At 32.9% G+C, this 21,852-nt stretch carries 19 protein-coding genes and 1 riboswitch; of the genes, 14 read left to right on the top strand and 5 right to left on the bottom strand.

Annotation, left to right across the window (positions count from 1 at the left end; genetic code table 11):
- Positions 1 to 3: 3 nt before the first annotated feature.
- From mog to cysS, 5 genes are all read left to right on the top strand, one after another.
- Positions 4 to 582: a molybdopterin adenylyltransferase gene (gene mog / locus A9G31_RS04460; protein ID WP_065560628.1), complete on the top strand. Its 579-nt coding sequence runs from the start codon at positions 4 to 6 to the stop codon at positions 580 to 582.
- A 163-nt stretch (positions 583 to 745) separates the two neighbouring features.
- On the top strand, positions 746 to 1,204 hold the full coding sequence (argR, locus tag A9G31_RS04455) for a transcriptional regulator ArgR (protein WP_065560627.1): 459 nt from the start codon (positions 746 to 748) through the stop codon (positions 1,202 to 1,204).
- Between the two features lie 108 nt (positions 1,205 to 1,312).
- A riboswitch (Lysine riboswitch) is annotated at positions 1,313 to 1,486 on the top strand.
- A gap of 74 nt (positions 1,487 to 1,560) precedes the next feature.
- A complete protein-coding gene (lysC, locus tag A9G31_RS04450) occupies positions 1,561 to 2,925 on the top strand; it encodes a lysine-sensitive aspartokinase 3 (RefSeq protein ID WP_065560626.1) in 1,365 nt (454 codons plus the stop codon).
- 303 nt (positions 2,926 to 3,228) lie between these two features.
- Complete coding sequence (locus A9G31_RS04445; protein WP_065560625.1) at positions 3,229 to 3,474, top strand: GlsB/YeaQ/YmgE family stress response membrane protein; 246 nt, start codon at positions 3,229 to 3,231, stop codon at positions 3,472 to 3,474.
- Between the two features lie 233 nt (positions 3,475 to 3,707).
- Complete coding sequence (cysS, locus tag A9G31_RS04440) at positions 3,708 to 5,105, top strand: cysteine--tRNA ligase (RefSeq protein WP_065560624.1); 1,398 nt, start codon at positions 3,708 to 3,710, stop codon at positions 5,103 to 5,105.
- Between the two features lie 101 nt (positions 5,106 to 5,206).
- On the opposite strand, the gene trmJ is transcribed toward cysS, so the two are convergent.
- The gene (trmJ, locus tag A9G31_RS04435) at positions 5,207 to 5,896 is read right to left on the bottom strand and encodes a tRNA (cytosine(32)/uridine(32)-2'-O)-methyltransferase TrmJ (protein ID WP_051634114.1); all 690 of its coding nucleotides are present in this window, start codon (positions 5,894 to 5,896) and stop codon (positions 5,207 to 5,209) included.
- A gap of 314 nt (positions 5,897 to 6,210) precedes the next feature.
- Here trmJ and raiA point away from each other — a divergent pair, with 314 nt between their 5' ends.
- The 3 genes from raiA (at position 6,211) to mutY (ending at position 8,841) form a co-directional block, all read left to right on the top strand.
- Positions 6,211 to 6,543: a ribosome-associated translation inhibitor RaiA gene (gene raiA / locus A9G31_RS04430; protein WP_065560623.1), complete on the top strand. Its 333-nt coding sequence runs from the start codon at positions 6,211 to 6,213 to the stop codon at positions 6,541 to 6,543.
- Positions 6,544 to 6,643: 100 nt separating this feature from the next.
- Positions 6,644 to 7,795 carry a bifunctional chorismate mutase/prephenate dehydratase gene (gene pheA, locus A9G31_RS04425; RefSeq protein WP_065560622.1) on the top strand — a complete coding sequence of 384 codons (1,152 nt, stop codon included), beginning with the start codon at positions 6,644 to 6,646 and terminating at the stop codon, positions 7,793 to 7,795.
- Between the two features lie 5 nt (positions 7,796 to 7,800).
- The gene (gene mutY / locus A9G31_RS04420; protein WP_065560664.1) at positions 7,801 to 8,841 is read left to right on the top strand and encodes an A/G-specific adenine glycosylase; all 1,041 of its coding nucleotides are present in this window, start codon (positions 7,801 to 7,803) and stop codon (positions 8,839 to 8,841) included.
- Positions 8,842 to 9,083: 242 nt separating this feature from the next.
- Here mutY and A9G31_RS04415 read toward each other — a convergent pair whose 3' ends face one another.
- Both A9G31_RS04415 and tatA read right to left on the bottom strand, forming a co-directional pair.
- Entirely contained in the window at positions 9,084 to 10,268 is a 1,185-nt protein-coding gene (locus A9G31_RS04415; RefSeq protein WP_065560621.1) for an FAD-dependent monooxygenase, read from the bottom strand.
- A gap of 15 nt (positions 10,269 to 10,283) precedes the next feature.
- A complete protein-coding gene (gene tatA, locus A9G31_RS04410; RefSeq protein WP_065560620.1) occupies positions 10,284 to 10,463 on the bottom strand; it encodes a Sec-independent protein translocase subunit TatA in 180 nt (59 codons plus the stop codon).
- Between the two features lie 618 nt (positions 10,464 to 11,081).
- Between tatA and A9G31_RS04405 the strand changes: the two genes are divergently transcribed.
- The gene (locus A9G31_RS04405; protein WP_065560619.1) at positions 11,082 to 11,771 is read left to right on the top strand and encodes a LexA family transcriptional regulator; all 690 of its coding nucleotides are present in this window, start codon (positions 11,082 to 11,084) and stop codon (positions 11,769 to 11,771) included.
- Between the two features lie 239 nt (positions 11,772 to 12,010).
- On the top strand, positions 12,011 to 13,852 hold the full coding sequence (locus tag A9G31_RS04400; protein ID WP_065560618.1) for an ABC transporter ATP-binding protein: 1,842 nt from the start codon (positions 12,011 to 12,013) through the stop codon (positions 13,850 to 13,852).
- A 64-nt stretch (positions 13,853 to 13,916) separates the two neighbouring features.
- Here A9G31_RS04400 and dacB read toward each other — a convergent pair whose 3' ends face one another.
- Positions 13,917 to 15,353 carry a serine-type D-Ala-D-Ala carboxypeptidase gene (dacB, locus tag A9G31_RS04395; RefSeq protein WP_065560617.1) on the bottom strand — a complete coding sequence of 479 codons (1,437 nt, stop codon included), beginning with the start codon at positions 15,351 to 15,353 and terminating at the stop codon, positions 13,917 to 13,919.
- Between the two features lie 176 nt (positions 15,354 to 15,529).
- On the opposite strand from dacB, the gene A9G31_RS04390 reads away from it, so the two are divergent.
- Entirely contained in the window at positions 15,530 to 16,543 is a 1,014-nt protein-coding gene (locus A9G31_RS04390; protein WP_065560616.1) for a TerC/Alx family metal homeostasis membrane protein, read from the top strand.
- Positions 16,544 to 16,600: 57 nt separating this feature from the next.
- Here the strand turns inward: A9G31_RS04390 and cycA are convergent, their stop codons facing one another.
- Positions 16,601 to 17,974: a D-serine/D-alanine/glycine transporter gene (cycA, locus tag A9G31_RS04385; RefSeq protein WP_065560615.1), complete on the bottom strand. Its 1,374-nt coding sequence runs from the start codon at positions 17,972 to 17,974 to the stop codon at positions 16,601 to 16,603.
- Between the two features lie 199 nt (positions 17,975 to 18,173).
- On the opposite strand from cycA, the gene mltA reads away from it, so the two are divergent.
- The 3 genes from mltA to asmA all read left to right on the top strand — a co-directional run bounded on the left by mltA (position 18,174) and on the right by asmA (position 21,827).
- Complete coding sequence (mltA, locus tag A9G31_RS04380; RefSeq protein WP_065560614.1) at positions 18,174 to 19,262, top strand: murein transglycosylase A; 1,089 nt, start codon at positions 18,174 to 18,176, stop codon at positions 19,260 to 19,262.
- 70 nt (positions 19,263 to 19,332) lie between these two features.
- Complete coding sequence (gene dcd, locus A9G31_RS04375) at positions 19,333 to 19,914, top strand: dCTP deaminase (RefSeq protein WP_065560613.1); 582 nt, start codon at positions 19,333 to 19,335, stop codon at positions 19,912 to 19,914.
- 32 nt (positions 19,915 to 19,946) lie between these two features.
- Entirely contained in the window at positions 19,947 to 21,827 is a 1,881-nt protein-coding gene (gene asmA / locus A9G31_RS04370; RefSeq protein WP_065560612.1) for an outer membrane assembly protein AsmA, read from the top strand.
- Positions 21,828 to 21,852: the final 25 nt, after the last annotated feature.

Below are 21,852 nucleotides of genomic sequence, written 5' to 3'. Positions count from 1 at the left end.
ATCATGTTTAAGATTGGATTAGTTTCAGTGTCAGATAGAGCATCAAGCGACATTTATCAAGATGAAGGCATACCATCATTAATATCATGGTTGCAAACAGCACTTAAAACACCATTTACAACCAAAAACCATATTATTCCAGATGAACAAGTTGTTATTGAACAAACATTATGTGAACTTGTTGATAATCAACATTGCCATTTAATTTTAACTACTGGTGGCACAGGCCCTGCGACTAGAGACGTAACCCCAGATGCAACATTAGCAATCGCTGATCGTGTAATGCCCGGTTATGGTGAGCAGATGCGTCAGATCAGTTTACATTTTGTACCAACTGCTATTTTATCTAGGCAAGTTGGTGTTATTCGCAAAAAATGTCTAATCATCAACCTACCTGGTAGACCAAAATCAATTAAAGAAACACTTGAGGGTGTTAAAGATGATCAAGGTAATGTTATTGTGAGTGGCATATTTGCTAGTATCCCTTATTGTATACAACTACTAGAAGGACCTTATATTGAAACCTATGACCAAATAGTGAAATCTTATAGACCGAAGGATGCTATTAAATCAACACTTTAATTTTATGCATATTTAACGCATAATTATTTATATAATAATTGCTACTGAAACATTAAAATTGGTAGTAGTTATTTTGGTTTAAATATCAATTAGACTTTATTATGAGTCTTATAACGACATTTATTAGTAGTAAAGAGTAACAAATTAGAAGCCAAGGAACATTATGAAACAAGCTAATCTCACAAAAACATTTAAAGAGATGCTTCGTCAAGAGAAGTTTAGTTCACAAGTAGAAATCGTACAAGCGTTACAAGAACAAGGATTTGATAACATTAATCAATCAAAAGTTTCACGTATGCTAACCAAATTTGGTGCGGTAAGAACCAGAAATGCAAAATCCGAAATGGTCTATTGTTTACCTGCAGAAATAAGCGTACCAACAACTAGTAGCCCATTAAAAAATTTAGTGATTGATATTGATTTCAATAGCTCAATGGTGGTGATACGTACTAGCCCAGGCGCAGCTCAACTCATTGCTCGATTACTAGACTCAATTGGTAAATCGGAAGGTATTTTAGGTTCAATTGCTGGTGATGATACAATCTTTAGTACACCAACTAAAGAATGTACTGTAAAAAAATTATATCAAACCATTATTGAATTGTTTGAAAGAGAACTATAGATCTTTCCATTTTGCCATATTACAACTAAATAATTTTTAACTTTTAACCTATTGACACAATTAATAAAATCGTTAATCCTATATAGTGCTGATTTCGTAACAGAAGTTGCAAAACGAAGAGGCGCATTACTCAGGTAAGTCATTTTAGGGACTGGAACCACTAATAAATGATCGAGGGGACGTAATGCCGAGGTTTGATTACCCATCCAGAAGTAATTAAATCGACTGCAAGGGCTGAATCCCTTGGGTTGTCACCTTAACAGGTGGAGCGCTTCATGGTTTGTACTTTTTAATTGTAAATAGAACATGCCCGCTCTAACTCTGTTAAAAATAAAAATTTTTAATATGAGGAATCCATGGAAACATCATTTGTAATAGCTAAATTTGGTGGTACTAGTGTTGCCGATTATCCAGCAATGGTTAATAGTGCCAATGTTGTAATAGCTAACCCTAACGTAAAGGTTGTTGTATTATCAGCCTCCGCTGGTGTAACAAATTTGTTAGTTGCATTAGCAGAAGGACGTGACGCTGAAGTAAGATCTCAACATATTGCGAAAATTCAATCTATCCAATACAACATTCTAGAACAATTACCTGAAAATCCAAAACTACGTGCTGAAATAGACCAAATCATTGCCAATATAGCCTCATTGTCAGAAGCGGCAAGCTTAGCAACATCACCTGCGTTAACCGATGAGCTTGTTAGCCACGGTGAAATTATGTCTTCAAAACTGTTTGTCGAAATATTAAAAGAAAAACAGAAAAAAGCCATGTGGTTTGACGTACGAAAAGTTATGCGCACCAATAATAACTTTGGTAAAGCAACACCTAAAATTGAAGATATTAAACAGCTTTGTTGTGCCCATTTAAAGTCACTAGACAATAATTGTGTCATTGTAACACAAGGGTTTATTGGCAGTGAAAGTTCTGGAAAAACCACTACTTTAGGACGAGGTGGAAGTGACTATACAGCAGCGTTACTAGGTGAAGCATTGGGTGCAACTCAAATTGATATTTGGACTGATGTTGCTGGAATTTATACTAACGATCCTCGCATTACCCCAGCAGCTAAACGCATTGATGAAATATCTTTTGCGGAGGCGACTGAAATGGCAACGTTTGGAGCAAAAGTACTACACCCAGCAACGCTTGTCCCAGCTGTACGTAGCAATATTCCTGTCTTTGTTGGTTCAAGTAAAGCACCGCAAGATGGGGGAACTATTGTTTATAGCACTAATAGTATCACATCTAAATTACCTGTCTTCAGAGCATTGGCGTTACGTCGTAAACAAACCTTACTAACACTGACCAGTTTAAATATGCTACATGCACAAGGCTTTCTTGCAAATGTGTTTATGATATTAGCTAAGCATAACATTTCGGTTGATTTAGTAACTACATCAGAAGTAAGTATTGCACTAACCATCGACACTACAGGTACAAACACCAACGGAAACAGTTTATTAACGAAAGAATTATTTGATGAATTATCAACCGTTTGTCATGTTGATATAGAAGAAGATTTAGCACTCATTGCTATTATTGGTAATAACCTAACCTCAACCAGAGGTATTGCAAAAGAAGTGTTTGGTGTATTAGATGAATTTATTATTAGGCTTTGCTGTTATGGGGCAAGTACTCACAATCTTTGCTTATTAGCAAAAAGCAATGATGCCGAATCAATTATCAAAATTCTACATAAAACAATTTTCGAACAATAATATATTAAGGGAGATTAAACCTCCCTTTTAATTATGTTTAGTTATCTTCCTATATTCATCAAGTATATGTCCAGAGTTGGAAACATGGTCAAATACTTTAATTTTAATTAAAAAATCATAAGATAACAAATTACCAACAGCATTTACCTACCAAATCCTTATTCATTGATTATTAAAAATTTACTGTTATTTATTATTTTTAATCAATTGATTAAAACTATTACATTGAGCATCAACATCTGTTAGATTTTTTAATTTATTTGAGTAAACTAAAATTAATTTCAATAAAAGAAGGAAATTATCATGGGTATTATAAGTTGGGTTATTCTAGGATTAATTGCCGGCTGGATTGCAAAGTTTTTTATGCCACTAGGACGTGTAGGGGTTTTTAAAACTATTTTATTAGGCATAGCAGGAGCCTTAGTGGGTGGGTATATTAGCACCTTCTTTGGTTGGGGTAGTGTAACTGGATTTAATTTCCCTAGTTTGTTAATTTCAGTACTTGGGTCGATTATACTCATTTATATCTATCGCCATTTAAAACAATAAGTTATTTTAATTTAAATTGGCGGGTAAACCGCCAATTTAAATTAGGTTAAGGTTTGTATTTATAGTACATCATATTTCTCATCATTAACACAAACTCAACAAATCTAATTCAGTTATATTGGTATATGCATTTTCTCAATTTTGCTTACAAAGTTCTTAATAAGTAATTTCGTCATATCCAGAATTTTGTTATATTATCTAACAAATCCATCAATTTTACCCTGTAAATTATAATGTTAAAAATATTCAATACATTAACGCGAGAAAAAGAAATATTTCAACCAATTACCCCTAATAGAGTTGGACTCTATGTTTGTGGAGTGACAATTTACGATCTTTGTCATATTGGTCACGGACGTACTTTCGTAGCTTTCGATGTTGTCGCACGTTATTTACATTTTTTAGGTTACGATTTAACTTATGTTCGTAATATTACTGATGTTGATGACAAAATAATTAGACGTGCGTTCGAAAATAGTGAAACCTGTGATCAACTTACAGATAGAATGCTACAAGAAATGTATGCCGATTTTGATGCACTAAATATTCGTCGACCTGATATAGAGCCTCGTGCAACTCATCATATGCCACAAATTATCAAATTAGTTGAAGAGCTTCTCGAAAAAAAACATGCATATATTGCTAATAATGGTGATGTCATGTTTTCGGTAGACAGCGATCCGAATTACGGTATTTTATCTCGCCAAAATTTAGAACAATTACAAGCTGGTGCTCGAGTTGAAGTTGTTGATGTTAAACAAAATCCAATGGATTTTGTATTATGGAAAATGTCAAAACCTAACGAACCAAGTTGGGATTCACCATGGGGTAAAGGTCGCCCTGGTTGGCACATTGAATGTTCAGCAATGAACAGCTATCAATTAGGCAATCACTTTGATATTCACGGTGGCGGTTCAGATTTAATGTTTCCACATCATGAAAACGAAATTGCCCAATCAACTTGTGCGCATAACGGTCAATATGTAAATTACTGGATGCACTCAGGTATGGTGATGGTCGACCAAGAAAAAATGTCAAAATCACTCAATAATTTTTTCACTATTCGCGATGTATTAAAGCATTATGATGCTGAAACAGTACGTTATTTTTTACTATCTGGTCATTATCGTAGTCAGTTAAATTATAGTGAAGATAATTTAAAACAAGCAAGAATGGCACTTGAGCGACTATATACAGCCTTGCGAGATACTGATGCGAATCATCCACATACGACACCTGATAGTAATTATTATCGCCAGTTTTGTAACGCAATGGATGATGACTTTAATACACCAGAAGCTTATTCAACGCTTTTTGATCTGGCTCGTGAGATAAACAAAGCCAAAGCCGATAATAATATGCAACTCGCTAATGAATTAGCAGCTGAGTTACGTTATTTATCAGCAGTTCTTGGATTATTAGAGCAAGATCCTGTTAAATTTTTACAAGGTGATAAGCAAGATGATGTTGATGTGGCATTAGTTGAAGCATTAATAAAACAACGTAACGAAGCAAGAGCAAGCAAAAATTGGTCTCAGGCCGATGAAGCTCGTGACAAACTAAATGCAATGAATATTGTTCTTGAAGATAGTGCAAATGGCACAACATGGCGCAAAAAAGCTAAAAGCTAACATACTTAGAATTGATATTTTGATTAATAGATAAGATACTAGATTAAACAGTATCAACCTTAAAATAGCACCCACAAATCTGTGGGTGTTTCTATTTGTCATCAATGTAAAATTTTATTAATCGAAGTTAAAATGCCACGCAAAATATTTAGTTCCTGTTGTTCAATACGTGCACGTGTAAATAATCGACGCAAACGCCCCATAATTTGTCCTGGATGATTGGCATTAATAAAGCCTGTCTGTAATAAAGTTTGTTCTAAATGCTGGTAAAAGCGCTCTATATCAGCATCTATAGGAAACTCAGTTTCAGCCATATTCTCATTCTCCTTTTCAGATTGCTGATCTTCAAGATTGAGCATTGACATGCGAATTTCATAACACAAAACCTGTACCGACATAGCAAGATTTAAAGAACTATAACTAGGGTTAGCTGGAATTCCAACATGATAATGGCACTTTTGCAATTCTTCATTAGTTAAACCAACACGCTCACGCCCAAATACCAAAGCGACTTGAGTATGGAGATTTGAGGCTTCTTGAATAATCTTATCGCCACACTTTTTGGGAGTTAAATATGGCCACTGTAAACTACGAGAACGCGCACTAGTACCAATCACTAAAGTACAATCAGCAATGGCTTGTTCAAGTGAAGAAAAGATTTGTGCATTTTTTATAATATCACTGGCACCTGCAGCTAACGAAATCGATTGAGAATCAGGCTTTATGATCGGATTAACTAAACAAAGGTTAGTTAATCCCATGGTTTTCATTGCTCTCGCAGCAGAGCCCATATTGCCTGTATGAGATGTTTCAACCAAAACAATCTTCACATTATCTAAATAATTCACATTGTCCCCATTATTAAATAATTACTATAACACAGGATAAACTAAATAATTATTAATACAGTATATATTAAAACCATGGTAAAATCAGTTTCATCTGGTCCACATGTTATGCAATATTTAGTCAATGAAATCTATTTTAAAATTAAACTAATAAAAATCAGGCAAAAACAAAAACCTTATTAAAGAGACTAAAATAATTTGCCAATATAGTAACAACATTAAAATTAACTTTGTTGATAAAAAAGAGGAGGTCAATTATGACTTTAAGTATTACCAGTAAACAAATGGATGTTACCCCTGCTATTCGTAGCTATCTAGAAGATAAATTTTCGAAGTTAGATAAATGGAGAGCACTGTTAATCAACCCTCATTTTATTTTATCTAAAGAACCAGATGGATTTATTGTTGACGCAACAATTTCCACCAAAGGAACCTCATTAGTTGCTTCTGCCAAACATATTGATATGTATGCTGCAATAAATGATCTTATTGATAAGCTTGAAAAACAACTTAATAAACTACAACACAAAAATGAATCTCGGCGTGCAGTTAACAGCATAAAAGACACAGTATTAGAAGAAGAAATTTAATTTGTTAATTTTCTTGATTGAATAAAAAGGCACTTTGATGGTGCCTTTATTTTTTTGCTTGTTATAATACAAACTATCTTTTTTAAATAACTAATAAAAAATGGCTACAAATCCTTTATTATCTTTGCGAGATAAAATTAATAAATTAGATAAAACATTGTTAGAGCTTATTGCCCAGAGGCGCCAACTTTCAACGCAAGTAATTCATACGAAAATTGAAGCAAACATTCCTGTGCGCGACATTGATCGTGAACGTTCACTTATCAGAGCCTTAATCAATGAAGGCAAAGACTATCATCTTGATGATATTTTCATTAAACGCTTATATCAATTAATTATTGAAGATTCTGTACTATTACAACAAAAAATCTTGCAAGAAAAGCTTAATCTCAGCACAATCACCACAGCCAAAGTTGCCTTTTTAGGCCCCAAAGGATCTTATTCGCATTCTGCTGCCCGCCGTTATGCTAGCGCTCACTTAGATGAAATGATTGAATTAAGCTGTTCAACCTTTAAAGAGATTTTTGAACAAGTCGAAAATGGTGCTGTAGATTATGGAATCTTACCAATAGAAAATTCAAGTTCCGGCTCAATTAATGAAGTTTATGATTTATTGCAAAAAACTAACCTGCATATTATTGGTGAGCTCTCTTTACCTATTGATCATTGTATTCTTGCTATACAAAATTCCCAGCTAGAGCAAATCGATACTATTTATAGCCATCCACAACCATTCCAGCAATGTAGTAACTTCTTAGAGAACTATCCTCATTGGAAAATCATATACTGCGATAGTACTTCATCAGCAATGGAAACTGTAGCTAAATTGAATCAACCTAATGTTGCAGCTATGGGTAATAAAGATGGTGGTGAATTATATGGGCTACAAGTCCTTGAACATAATTTTGCCAATCAAAAAGAAAACATTACTCGTTTTATTGTGTTAGCTCGTCAGCCAATAGAAGTATCTGATCAAATCCCTGCTAAAACCACAATTCTCATGAAAACAGGTCAGCAAGCAGGTGCTTTAGTTGATGCGCTATCGGTATTACGTAACCATAACATTGTTATGACTAAACTTGAATCACGCCCAATTCATGGTACGCCTTGGGAAGAGATGTTTTATATCGATTTGCAAGGTAACATTCATTCTTATGAAATGCAAACAGCTCTCAAAGAATTGGCATCAATGACTTTATATACTAAGGTACTAGGTTGCTATCCTAGTGATTCTATTGTTTCTGCAATGTAATGGCTATGACAATACAATACTTTCCGCAAGCTGTCCTGACGTGGTATGAACAATATGGCAGAAAATCGCTACCATGGCAGGTCGAAAAAAGCTCTTATCATGTTTGGTTGTCTGAAGTGATGCTACAGCAAACCCAAGTTGCAACGGTTATTCCTTACTTTAATCGTTTTATTGAGCACTTCCCACAAATAACAGATTTAGCAAAAGCGCCAATTGATGATGTATTGCATCTTTGGACAGGACTTGGTTATTATGCAAGAGCACGTAATTTACATAAAGCAGCACAATTAATTGTGGATAAATTTAATGGCATGTTCCCTACAAAGTTCGATGATGTCGTCGCACTTCCAGGCATAGGACGCTCAACAGCTGGTGCAATTTTATCTCTTGCACAAAATCAACATTATCCAATTTTAGATGGCAACGTAAAACGTGTTTTAACCCGATATTTTGCTGTTGAAGGTTGGCCTGGTATTAAAACTGTCGAAAATAAACTTTGGCAATTAAGTGCACAAGTCACACCGAAACATAAGGTAGCAAAATTTAATCAAGCTATGATGGATATTGGGGCTATGGTTTGCACACGCACTAAACCTAAATGCTCCTTATGCCCATTGCAAACCCATTGTCTAGCATATAAAACCGAAAGCTGGCAACTCTATCCCACAAAAAAAACTAAAAATGCCATTCCCAAAAAGACAGCCTATTTTTTAATGCTGGAATATGATCATACAATTTGGCTTGAAAAAAGGCCTCCGTCTGGTATTTGGGGAGGATTGTATTGTTTCCCTCAATTTTCAAGTAAACAAGCAATAACTGACTGGTTAAAAAAACAAGGTATCGAAACAACAGCACCAAAGCAACTTGTTGCATTTCGCCACACATTTAGTCATTTTCACTTAGATATCTTTCCTATTTATTGTGTCATTACTAAGTATACAAAATGTTTTAATGAACATAGTGGCTATTGGTATAAACTAAAATCTAACAACGCAAAAATAGGTCTTGCTACCCCTGTTTATAACTTATTAAAACAAACAATTTAATCACGATTTATTATCAATATTGGTGCACTTTTTAGTGCATCATTATTATTCTTGTTTAACTATAATTTGCTAAGCACATTAGATCATGCGGCTTTAGTTCAGTTTACTTATTTTATGGTTGGATTGTTATTTCTGAAATAGATTCTTAATCTATTAAGTATCATAATTTATTTTTTATACTGAAACACACACTTACCTGAAAGGTTTTTACAGCCACAATAATAACTAGATATAAGTTTAAATTAAATATGCATAGCATATTTAATCAGTTGCTTTTTTAATAGCTGACTATTATCAATAATATTCATACCAATTGTTCTTAACGTTTTTTTCAACAAATTATCACCATTAAACATATCTTGAATAGTTTGCATGGCCGTGAGCATAACTAACGCATCTTTGCGACGATTAAACTCAAATGATTTTAAATTTTTTACAAGCCCAATATCTTTATTAGTTTCAATTAATTGTTTAATGGTTGAAACTAATAAAGCAGAATCTTGAAAACCTAAATTTACCCCTTGCCCCGCTAAAGGGTGAATAGTATGAGCTGCATCGCCAATAAGCACTAACCGATGCTTAATAAATTGTTTAGCAAACCGCGCTTTTAATGGGAATACCATTCTAGAGTTAATTAACTGACATTTACCGACTTTATCACCAGTCAACCGAAATAATTCATTCGAAAATTCTGATTCAGAAAGTGAAGTTAAAGTAGTGGCATTATCTGGTTTTGTTGACCAGACTAAACAACTTTTATTTGCATTCCAAAGAGGAAGAAAAGCAATAATTCCATTGGGATAAAACACTTGTCTAGCACAGGAATGATGAGGATATTCAGTTTTAACAGTCGTAATAATAGCATGATGAAGATAATCACGCTCAAGAACAGAAATATTTTCACTCCTACGCACCCAAGAATGAGCACCATCAGCCCCTATCATTAATTTAGCTCGTAAAACAGTTTCATTTGCAAGTGTTAAAAAGGCAAAATCATCATTAAAAGTGCAATCAACTGCTTCTTGCCTATAAATCTTAATATTCGAACAGTTTAAGGCAAACTGGCAAAGGTAATGAGAAATAACATGATTTTCAATTATGTATCCAAGATTAGAATAACCGTAATCTTTGGCTTGGGCAGACAAATGGGCTTGACCATTTTTTTCCCATACACCTATCTCAGTAAATTCCTGTACACGGTTGCTATTGCATAAATCATCCCATATACCAATTTTTGAAAAGTAGCGCTGGCTAGCGCCATTAATAGCAGAAGCTCTAATACTCATTTCAGCATGTGGCAAGAATTCATGCTGACAAATTTTAGTATCTATAATCGCAATGTTTAAATCACATTGGCTAAGTGCACAAGCAGTGGCTAAACCAACTAATCCACCACCAACAATTACTACATCAAATTGTAAATTCATACTAAATAAGTGCAACTATTTATTATCATCTAACTTATTATCATTTTTTGATTCATCTTCGTCATCATTCATCGCTTTTTTAAAGCCCTTTAATGCTAAACCAAGGTCCGAACCTAAATTGCGTAATTTCTTAGTGCCAAATAATAAAATCACCACGACAAGAAACACTAAAAGATGTGGAATACTAAAAGACATAATCAAATCCTCTCAATAAATATAGCGCTCAGTTAGGATAAGCTTTAAAGCAGCTTTTATAGAATATTGATTATACTCTTTTTGTGAAAGAATTTCATGAATAGTTCAAGAATAAAAAAGACCTGTATAAAACTATACAGGCCAACATGAAATATAAGGAATATAAGGAAAGAAAACAATGAAAAATCCTTACACTGTTTATTATCCATTTTTTTTCGCTTTCGTCAACGTTTTTATTTCCTTTTTCAATTTGATTTATTTTTACACAAAAAAATAAATCAAATAAAATCATCATAATAACAAAAAACAATCACAAAGAAAGTTTTGATAAATATCAAATACATCATAAAAAAACATTCAACTCCACCAGATAAACATTTTTTTACACAAAAATACGCATATTTAAGCAGAAAAATATCGGACAACTATTTTTCAAAAAACATTAACAATAATAAAAAAAAATGAAAAAACAAGATAAAAAATAAAATATAGAATTAAAAAAGCAAATCAACACAGGAATAAAAGAAAATTAATAGATTTTCAATGTTACTAACATATACAAAATCACAAAAAATAAACTATAATTAATAAAATTATACAAAAAATAATGGTTCAAAGATGAATACAATTAAAAATAATAATGTTAAAACTTTTAAAGATAGATTGTATAGTTCAATGCAAGGTTTATCTGTATCTGCTTTCGCAAAAAAATGTGATATGTCAGAAACAGTAATCCGAGATTATTTATCGGGTAAAACATACCCATCACTTACACGTTTGGAAGTCATTGCTGAAAAATGTAATGTTTCTTTTAATTGGCTTGCCACTGGACATAAATTAGAAGTTTTAGACCTTAAAGAAAGCGAGGATGTCTATAACGAAAATATTTATCGTATTCCTGTATATAAAAAACAGCTACCAACAAAAGAAGAAGCACAAAAAGAGCGTTTTGTTAGAGAAACGCCTCCAGTAATGAATTATCCTATTGTTGAAGGTTGGGTTAAGCATCGAGGATTAGATGCTAAAAAATTAATTATATATTGGGCCAAAGGTGATCTAATGTCACCAGAAATCAAAAATAATAATGGGTTAATTCTTAATACAGAAATAAGTGAGATTATTGATGGCGCAATTTACCTAATTGAATATGAAAATATTACCTTTTTGAGAAAGATACGTTTAACACTCAATGGATGGTTGTTAATCTGTAATAATAACCAATATCCTACTATTGAAGTACCTAAAGCAGACTTTCAAAAATATCATATTGTTGGGCGAGTTGTGCTTATTATTAAAGATATATTTTAAGACCAGTAATGGCTATATGTCAGCTTTCAAGATATAATCATAAATAGAGGAAATATTAAACATTTTTATTTCCTCTTCAGTTTATTAATATTTATAATATTGTAACAATTTTAGATATATATCTAAAATTTCATGTGACAAATTAATGCATAGATAATTTACATCTATTTGCACTACCCTCTTTTTTATATCATTAATTATATTATCAATAGAAAACTTTATTATTTATCAGGCCGAATATGTATCGATTTTTTGAAAAATTAGTATCACCTTATCCAAAAGCTGAAGCTGAATCTCAATGTATGCCTAAAAATTTTTTTAATTTCATATGGCAATCAACTAAAGGAACTCGCTTATTCCTACTATTATTAATTATTCTTAGTGCATTTGCTGGCGCTTTTGAAGCTTTTTTATACGCAGCTCTTGGTAGAGTTATTGATTGGCTTGCAGCTGTTGAACCTAGCAAATTTTGGCAACAAGAAAAAACAGCATTAGTAATATTAGCTTTAATCATCATAGCAAGTTCAATTATTATTGGATTACAAACTATTATTAAACATCAATGCTTGGCTGGTAATTTTCCAATGAGAATGCGCTGGAACCTTCATCGGTTGGTACTCAATCAAAGCATGCGTTTTTTCCAAGATGACTTTGCCGGTAGAATATCCGCCAAAGTCATGCAAACAGCGCTTGCAGTTCGTGATACTTGCTTTTTAGTGACGGAGATTTTTATCTATGTCTTTATATCGTTTATTACTATGGCAACAATCATCGGGCAACTAGATCTTTGGTTATTAATTCCATTTATAGGCTGGTGTCTAATTTATGGTATTGCTATGTATTATTTTATTCCTCGTCTAAGTAAAGTTGCTAGCATGCAAGCTGATGCTCGTTCGACGATGACAGGAAGAGTAACCGATGCCTATACCAATATCATAACCGTAAAACTTTTTTCACATGCTGGCAATGAAGCAAAATATGCTAAAGAATCAATGGATGAATTTTTAGTCACTGTCAATAAACAAATGCGCTTAGTCAGTAGCTTTGAAATTGTTAATCATTTAATGTCTATTTTGTTGATACTAAGCACAACAGGTATTGCCTTATGGCTATGGAGCAATCAATTAATTGGTGTTGGTGCAATTGCAACAACAACCGCTGTAGCGCTTCGATTAAACGGTTTTTCACATTGGATTATGTGGGAATTGGCAGCTTTATTTGAAAATATTGGCATCGTTAAAGATGGGATTAATACTTTTTCAGCCACTAAAACAGTTATTGATCAACCTAATGCAACATCACTTCATGTTACCCAAGGGAAAATCGAATTTAAGCACATCCATTTTGCTTATGATAAAAAACAACACAATGCAATTATTGAAGATTTAAATTTAACAATTAGACCTGGTGAAAAAATTGGTTTAGTTGGTCGTTCTGGAGCTGGAAAATCAACACTTATCAATTTATTACTTCGCTTTTACGATTTACAAAGTGGAAAAATTGTTATTGATGGACAAGATATTACTGCCGTTAGTCAAGAAAGCTTACGCTCACAAATCGGTATGGTGACACAAGATACTTCATTATTGCATCGCTCAGTACGAGAAAACTTACTTTACGGTAACAACAATGCTTCTGAAGAAGATATGATAAAAGTTGCCCAAAGGGCTCATGCTGATAACTTTATTCAAACACTCGTTGATACAAGAGGTAAAAAAGGATACGACGCTTTTGTTGGTGAACGAGGTATTAAATTATCTGGAGGACAAAGGCAACGTATTGCCATTGCTCGCGTCATTCTAAAAAATGCCCCTATTTTATTATTAGATGAAGCAACAAGTGCATTAGACTCTGAAATTGAACAAGCAATTCAAGAAAGCCTATACACTTTAATGGAAGGAAAAACCGTTATTGCTATTGCCCATCGATTATCAACAATCGCGGCAATGGATAGGCTCGTGGTACTTGATCAAGGTAAAATCATCGAACAAGGAACTCATCAAGAATTACTGAACAAGAATGGTTTATATGCACAGCTTTGGAAACATCAGAGTTGTGGTTTTTTAGCCGATAATATTTAATTTGCAAAAAATGTCGGGACTCATATAACTAAAAATAAAATATATGAGTCCTGACTACACTTTATTAATTAATAAAATTTTTATAGAATTCCGATTCAAATCGCATGACCGCACTATTTTTAGGCTCTCCCTTATTATCAGCTTGGTATCCCGATAATAGCTGCACAAATGCAACATATCCTCCATCTGACTTTTGGATAAATCCAGCTAAGTTATAGCAACCTTGGATATAACCTGTTTTGGCTCTTATCGTCTCTTTAAAAGGTGCTTGATTAAAACTTTTTCGATTCTGCAAAGTACCGTCAACACCTGCAATTGGTAACATTTCAATCATTTTTAATTTTGTATTATTGGCTGCAATATATTGTAAAATTTCCATTAACTTATCAGCACTAACCAAGTTTAATCTAGATAATCCAGAACCATCAGCAATAACTAAATTTTCTAGATTTATACCTGCTTTTTTGCGTAAAATTTGCTTAACAGCATCACCACCATTACGCCATGTACCTTGAACATTATAATAATGAGCGCCTAAAGTTCTAAATATAGCATCTGCATACAAATTATTTGATTTTTTAAGCATAACTGTTAACAGTTCAGAAAGTGGAGCTGATTGACTAGAGGATAATAATGACAACTGAGCATTAGTCCTTTGGTTACGTTCAATAAATGATCCGGTATACGTTATTTTTTTTTGTTTAAGCTCATTTTTCAAAATTTTTGAAAAATATTCAACACTATCTATTACTGCAAATTTTAATGGCGTTTTATCCGCACTTACAGCAATGCATCCTGATAGATGGTAATGGTTTTTATCTGAATAACTTACATCTAATTCACAATATTTATCATTTAAATCTTTACTATTAGCTGCAATCGTTCTGACATCACCTGTAAACATAATAGGAATGTTAGAAGAGACTGAAACAGAGGCTTTGGAACCAACCTTACCTGGAGTTATTATTGCATTAAAACAGTTATCATCAATAATAGCAGCAGATGGCGGAGCACTATAACATGCAGTTAAATTATTCCAAGACCAGCCAGATGCTTTATCATGACTTGTAAAGATTGAAGTATCTAAAATTACATTCCCTGATATCTTTTCAATACCTTTTTGCCCCAAGGTCGCAATCATACTTTTTAATCGGTCGCGAGTTAAAGTTGGGTCTCCACTTAATTGAATAATAAGATCACCATTTAACTGCTTATTGCTTATTGAACCATTAGTTTGTATACGAGTTATAAATCGAAAATCTCTTCCTAGTTCAAGCTCAGCAGCTAACGCAGTTATCACTTTTTGAGTACTTGCAGGCTGTTTGAACTGATCACTTTTATATTTTGCTAATGTTTTAGGATTACTTCCTACAGATTGAACCAAAACGGATAAATCGCTTCCTTTAGGTAAAGAAGATATATAGGGCTCGACTGGTTGTGCATTTAATATTCCTGAAATAAAAGGAATAAAAAAGAAAATAGTTATCCTAAATTTTGTCATAAATATTGGCTCAAAATATTATTAAACTAAAACAGTTAAATAAGATTTGCAAATATAACTTTTTTTGATTTAGCTAGCAATATATACTCTATCACTTTTATAATTATATATTATGGTTAAATTTGATAGACCGGCTATTCAAATTATCTAAATTCGATTAAAACTAGGCGATATATATGATGCAAAACTCGTTAGGGTTTCCAATAGAAACCATGTTAGTATTTGTTGCGCTAGCCATGGCTGCAATTATTATTGATTTATATGCTCATCATAACGATAAGCCTATTAGTTTAAAAAATGCCATTATTTGGTCACTTTTTTGGATAATTGTTGCATTGGGGTTTGCTCTATTTTTGTACATTCATCATGGTAGTACTACAGCAAGCTTATTTGTTGCTGGTTACATTCTTGAAAAAGCATTATCTGTCGACAATTTGTTTGTTATTATGACTATTTTTTCGTGGTTTTCAGTACCCAATAATTATCGTCATCGCTTACTTTATTGGGGTGTTATTGGAGCTATTATATTTCGCGTCATATTTGTTGTAATTGGTACAGGTTTGTTATATTTAGGTCCTGGAATGGAATTAGTCTTTTCAATATTGATTGCTTGTACTGGAATAATAATGCTAAAAAATCAAGATAATGACCAAGACATTAAGGATTATTCAAATCATTTAACCTTTCGCATCGCCAAACGTATTTTTCCATCTTACCCCAAAATTGTCGGTCATCACATTTTATTGACAAAAAAGCAACTTGATATAGAGCTAGCAAAACCTGAGAACAACAATTTAGTTGGTAAAATACCTAAAAGTATTTTTTATGCTACACCGCTGTTTTCATGTATTGTTGTAATTGAACTAAGTGACGTTATGTTTGCTTTTGATTCTGTTCCTGCTGTGATTGCTGTAAGCCAAGAACCGTTAATCGTTTATAGCTCAATGATTTTTGCTATTTTAGGCCTTAGGACTATGTATTTTATTTTACAAGCCATGAAACAGCATTTAACTCACCTTGATAAAGCGATTATCTGTTTACTCTTTTTTATTGCTGGGAAATTAGCTTTAAATGCAAGTAATCATCTATTTGGATACGGTATTGATATAGATCCAATTACCAGTCTTTATATCGTTTTAGGCACACTAACTTTAGGAATTATTGCTAGCATCATCTGTCCGAAAAAATAAAGTGCGATAATTAGAGTAAAAATATTGGCAGGTTTTCCTGCCATTTTTAGTATAAATTTATTGACGTTTTAAAGATCGAATAAAATAGCTTACACCTAAAATAGCAAACCAAATAGGTGTTGCCACTAGTGCTTGACGGGTATCAACCTCAAAAGTAAGTAATACAATCACGAAAGCAAAAAAAGCCAAACAAACGCAGCACATAAAAATACCACCTGGCATTTTAAATTGAGATTGTTCATGTAAGTTTATTTTTTTGCGGCGATAAGCAATATAAGAAATAAGAATCATCGACCAAATAAACATAAATAAAATAGCCGAAATTGTAGTTACTATAGTAAAAGCTTCCATGACATTAGGCACTAAATAAATCAAAACAACTCCACCAAATAAACATGTGCACGAGAATAATAGCCCATTAGCAGGTACAGAGCGACTTGATAATTTACCAAACGGTTCTGGAGCATCTTGTTTTTTAGCTAGCCCAAACAGCATTCTGCTTGTTGAGTAAATACCACTATTAGCTGATGATGCTGCTGAGGTTAATACTACAAAATTAATAATACTTGCAGCAGCGGGCAAGCCAATTAGAGTGAATAATTCTACAAAAGGACTTTTGTTTGGAGAAATAAACTTCCATGGAGTTACACTCATAATAATGATTAAAGCAAAAACATAAAAAAAGATGATACGCACAGGCACTGAATTAATTGCACGCGGCAAATTTTTGCACGGATCAACAGTTTCAGCTGCAGTTGTGCCAACTAACTCAATCCCAACAAAAGCAAAAATAGCAATTTGAAATCCAGCAAAAAAACCCATACTACCATGAGGGAAAAAGCCCCCGTATTCCCACAAATTCGAAAATGCAGCTGCGGTACCCGTTTGTTCGGAATGAAAAGCAGTCAAAATGAGTACGAGTCCAATTCCTATCAATGCTAAAATTGCAATAATCTTAATCATTGAAAACCAAAATTCTGTTTCACCAAACATTTTTACCGTTAATAAGTTTAGTGTTAAAAGTAAGGCAACTGTTAATAACATTGGTATCCATGACTGCAGTTCAGGATACCAATGTTGCGCATATCCAGCAATTGCAATAACGTCGGCAATCCCTGTAATTACCCAACAAAACCAATATGTCCAACCAGTGAAAAATCCAGCCCAAGGGCCTAAAAGATCGTTAGCAAAATCACTAAAAGATTTGTACTTCAAATTAGAAAGAAGGATTTCCCCCATCGCACGCATAACAAAAAAAAGGATAAAACCAATAATCATATAAACAAAAATAATAGAAGGACCAGCAAGACTAATTGTCTTTCCTGAACCCATAAATAAACCAGTTCCAATTGCTCCACTAATTGCAATTAATTGGATATGACGATTAGAAAGATTCCGCTTTAGATCATTTTTTGAGGATGTAATGCTCATCGCTATTATTTCCTTTTAATTTTCTACATTTCTCGTTTTGCTAAGAGTCTAGGACTATAAAGTCTATAGAATAAAATCGCAAGCTGAATTGTTATGAAAACTTTTTATGAATTGATGATAATTAACTATAGTTTCTTATAATAAAATTTTGTAGTATAACAAATTAAATTTTATAACTTATTATAATTTAATGAACAATATGAAAGAAAACAACTTTTTCAATCTTTTTTACTCTTTATGCATTTTAATTATGTTTTCATTATTAACTGGTTGCCAAAGCAACACAAATAAAGACATCAAAAAAGGTCGACAATATAAGGATGGCAAATTACCATTAGCACTCAATATTAGTCATCCACAACTTGCCCCTCCTGTTAACATTTCTGAATATATTATCCAAGTAGCAAAAATAAAAGTAGCATCACCATCTTTATATCAAAGAAATGAACATATTTACAAAGCTATTGATGCTTGGATTAACCGTTCATTAGATACCAGCGAATTTAAAAAAGTCGGATTAAATAGTTATGAAATGGCTGGAAAAGATAATTATGGCAATGTACATTTAACAGGCTATTACACTCCAGTAATTAGAGCTAGACATACTCCAACAGCAGAATTCAAATATCCTATCTATAAAATGCCTGTAAAAACAAAAGGAAAATTACCTAGTCGTGAACAAATTTATAATGGCGCATTATCAGGCAAAGGGCTTGAAATCGCTTATAGCAATTCTCTAATGGATAACTTTATTATGGAAGTTCAAGGCAGTGCTTATATTGATTTTGAAGATGGTTCACCCTTAGTTTTCTTTTGCTATGGTGGTAAAAATGGTCATGGCTACTCAAGTATTGGACGATTACTAGTAGAGCAAGGTGAAATAGAAAAAGAAAAAATATCGATACAAGCTATTAAAGATTGGGCAAAAAATAAAAGTGAAAAAAAACTTAAAGAATTATTAATTCAAAACCGTTCATTTGTTTTTTTTAAACCACAACATAACGCTGAGGTAAAAGGTGCAGCAGCGGTACCTTTAGAGGCCAATGCATCTGTCGCTGTGGATAAATCATTAATACCAATAGGTTCTGTTGTATTAGTTGATGTACCTCTTCTTGAAAACGATGGGCAATATCATGGTAGACGAGAAATCCGTTTAATGGTTGCACTTGATGTCGGGGGTGCAATTAAAGGACAGCATTTCGACCTTTATCTAGGAATTGGTGATACAGCAGGTGAGTTAGCTGGATATTATAACCACTATGGGCGTGCATGGGTGATCAAACCTTAATTTACTAACATCGACGACATTTAAAGAACCTGTTAGAATGAACCATTACAAGCTGAATTAAGGATAACTCATGAGATTATGTGACAGAGATATCGAAGCATATTTAAAAAATGGTAAATTAAAAATAACACCACAACCTGCAACAGGCTGCATTAATGGAGCGACTGTTGATGTTAGATTAGGTAATCAATTTCGAACTTTTCGAGAACATACCACCCCCTATATAGATTTAAGTGGCCCAAAAGAAGAAGTATCCGCAGTGTTAGAGCGCGTGATGAGTGAAGAAATGGTATTGCCTGAGGGTGATGCCTTTTACCTGCATCCTGGAGAATTAGCATTAGCTGTAACCCTAGAATCAGTCACTATTCCTGACGATTTAGTTGGCTGGTTAGATGGACGTTCATCACTTGCTAGATTAGGGTTAATGGTCCATGTTACAGCGCACCGTATCGACCCCGGTTGGCAAGGACAAATTGTATTAGAATTTTATAATTCAGGGAAAATCCCATTAGCACTTAGACCTGGAATGACAATCGGCGCGCTTAGTTTTGAAACGCTGACAGGTCCTGCAGCAAGACCATACAATCGAAGGCTAGATGCAAAATATAAAGACCAATATGGTGCTGTTGCTAGTCGTATTGATAAAGACTGAATAATTGATAACCATAACAAAGGAACATTAATATGATCAAAAAAATATTGGTTATTCTATTTGCCTTAATTTTAGTCATAACAATTAGTATTGTTTCACTGATTGTTTTTGTTGATCCCAACAACTTTCGTGGGTTTATTTCTGATACAGTTAAAGATAAAACAGGATATGAATTAACTATTGATGGAAATTTACGTTGGCATATATGGCCACAAGTGAGTATTTTAACTGATTCAATTAAGCTAACCGATGCAGGTGCTTCAAAACCCCTTTTAACTGCAGATAATATGAGATTAGATGTTGAGTTACTACCTCTTTTCTCAAAAAAATTATCAGTCAAAAATGTTTTTATAAAATCAGCAATCATCAGTATTACTAATGAAAGTAAAGGTAATATTGCAAAAAATGGAGCAAAAACATCATCTAATACGAATACAAATAAACCAATTGATTCTAAAGATCAAAAAACTTCATCTAATTGGAAATTTAGCTTAAATAAATTTGAAGTTATTGATAGTACTGTGGTATTACAACATAATGATGATTTAATTAACTTTAGAAATATTAATCTAGTAGTAGAACAAAATAGCGAGAAAAATATTTCCGTAGATTTAAAAGGTAATATAGACAAAAATCAACAAGACCTATCTTATTTGGTACATGCATATGTTGATTTAAATCAATTTCCAGAACAGGCATTAATCGATTTAAAAAAATTAGATTTCATTTATAAAGGTGTCGATAATTCAACAAAAGAGCTAAAAGGTAACATTAGCGGTGTATTTAATTACCAACACCCACAAATGTTACTCAAAAGTCAAAATTTATCTTTTTCGATTAATGAAAATCATTTTACTGCCACGATAAATGCTGATTTAGCAAATAAACCATATATAAATTTGCAGTTAAATTCAGATAAAATCGATCTTACTTCGTTCTTGAAAGCAGGTGAGAATTTAAATAAAGAAGCCAGTCCTCAACAAACTTCACCAGTGGTGTCGAATGTCACAAAGACCAATAATGAATTAAACTTTCTAAATAGTTTTAATGCCAAAGCTAAATTAAATATTAAACAGATTAATGCTAACGAAATAACATTAAATAATATTAATATTGATATGACCAATGAGGAAGGTATTACAATATTTAAAAATATTAACTTTGATTTTGCTAACGGACATATAGCTGCAACTGGTATAGCCAATGGAAAACAAAAAAATACACTAATGAAGCTTAATACCAAAATATCCAATGTTGATTTAAATACATTTTTTAATCAATTAAATATAGCACATGATTTAGAGGGTTTATTTAACGCTACTGGAGATTTAGAAAGCAACAGCTTATCTGGTTCAAAAATCTTAGCCAGCTTGCAAGGAAATTTGAATATGGTAGTGACTAATGCAAGGCTAAATAATTTAAATATTCAAAAAATCATTCAAAATGCAGCAACTCAATATTCAAAGGATATCATGACTCCTGAGAATCAAAAAAAATATACTGAATTTCATAAAATTTTAGCTGTTGCTAACTTGAGGCAAGGTAATTTGGAATTGTCGACATTAAATGCTAATTCTGAAACTCTTGATGTCGTTGATGGCTCAGGGCGAATTGGTTTTTTAAAACAAGACTTGGATGTTAATTTAAACTTAAAAATATTAGGTGGCTGGAACGGTAAAAGTGAAACAATAAGTAAACTACAAAAGTTAACAATACCACTACGTATTTATGGTCAATTTGCTAATCTCCATTATCAAATTGATATGAGTAAATTAATTACCGATGCACTAACCGATAAATTACAAGAACGTTTAGACAAACTCCGAGATAAATTAAAAACTCATGACTCTAAAGATAATTCAAAGTCTAAATCAAAAGCTGCAGATATCTTAGGAGATCTACTAAGAAAGTAACAATAAAAAGGTGAAGTTGAGTATA

It is taken from the genome of Gilliamella sp. Gris1-4 (assembly GCF_001690335.1).
Taxonomy (GTDB): Bacteria; Pseudomonadota; Gammaproteobacteria; order Enterobacterales; family Orbaceae; genus Gilliamella; species Gilliamella apicola_P.
The sequence above is the reverse complement of the archived record's forward strand: the minus strand, read 5'-3'. Positions and strand labels throughout refer to the sequence as shown.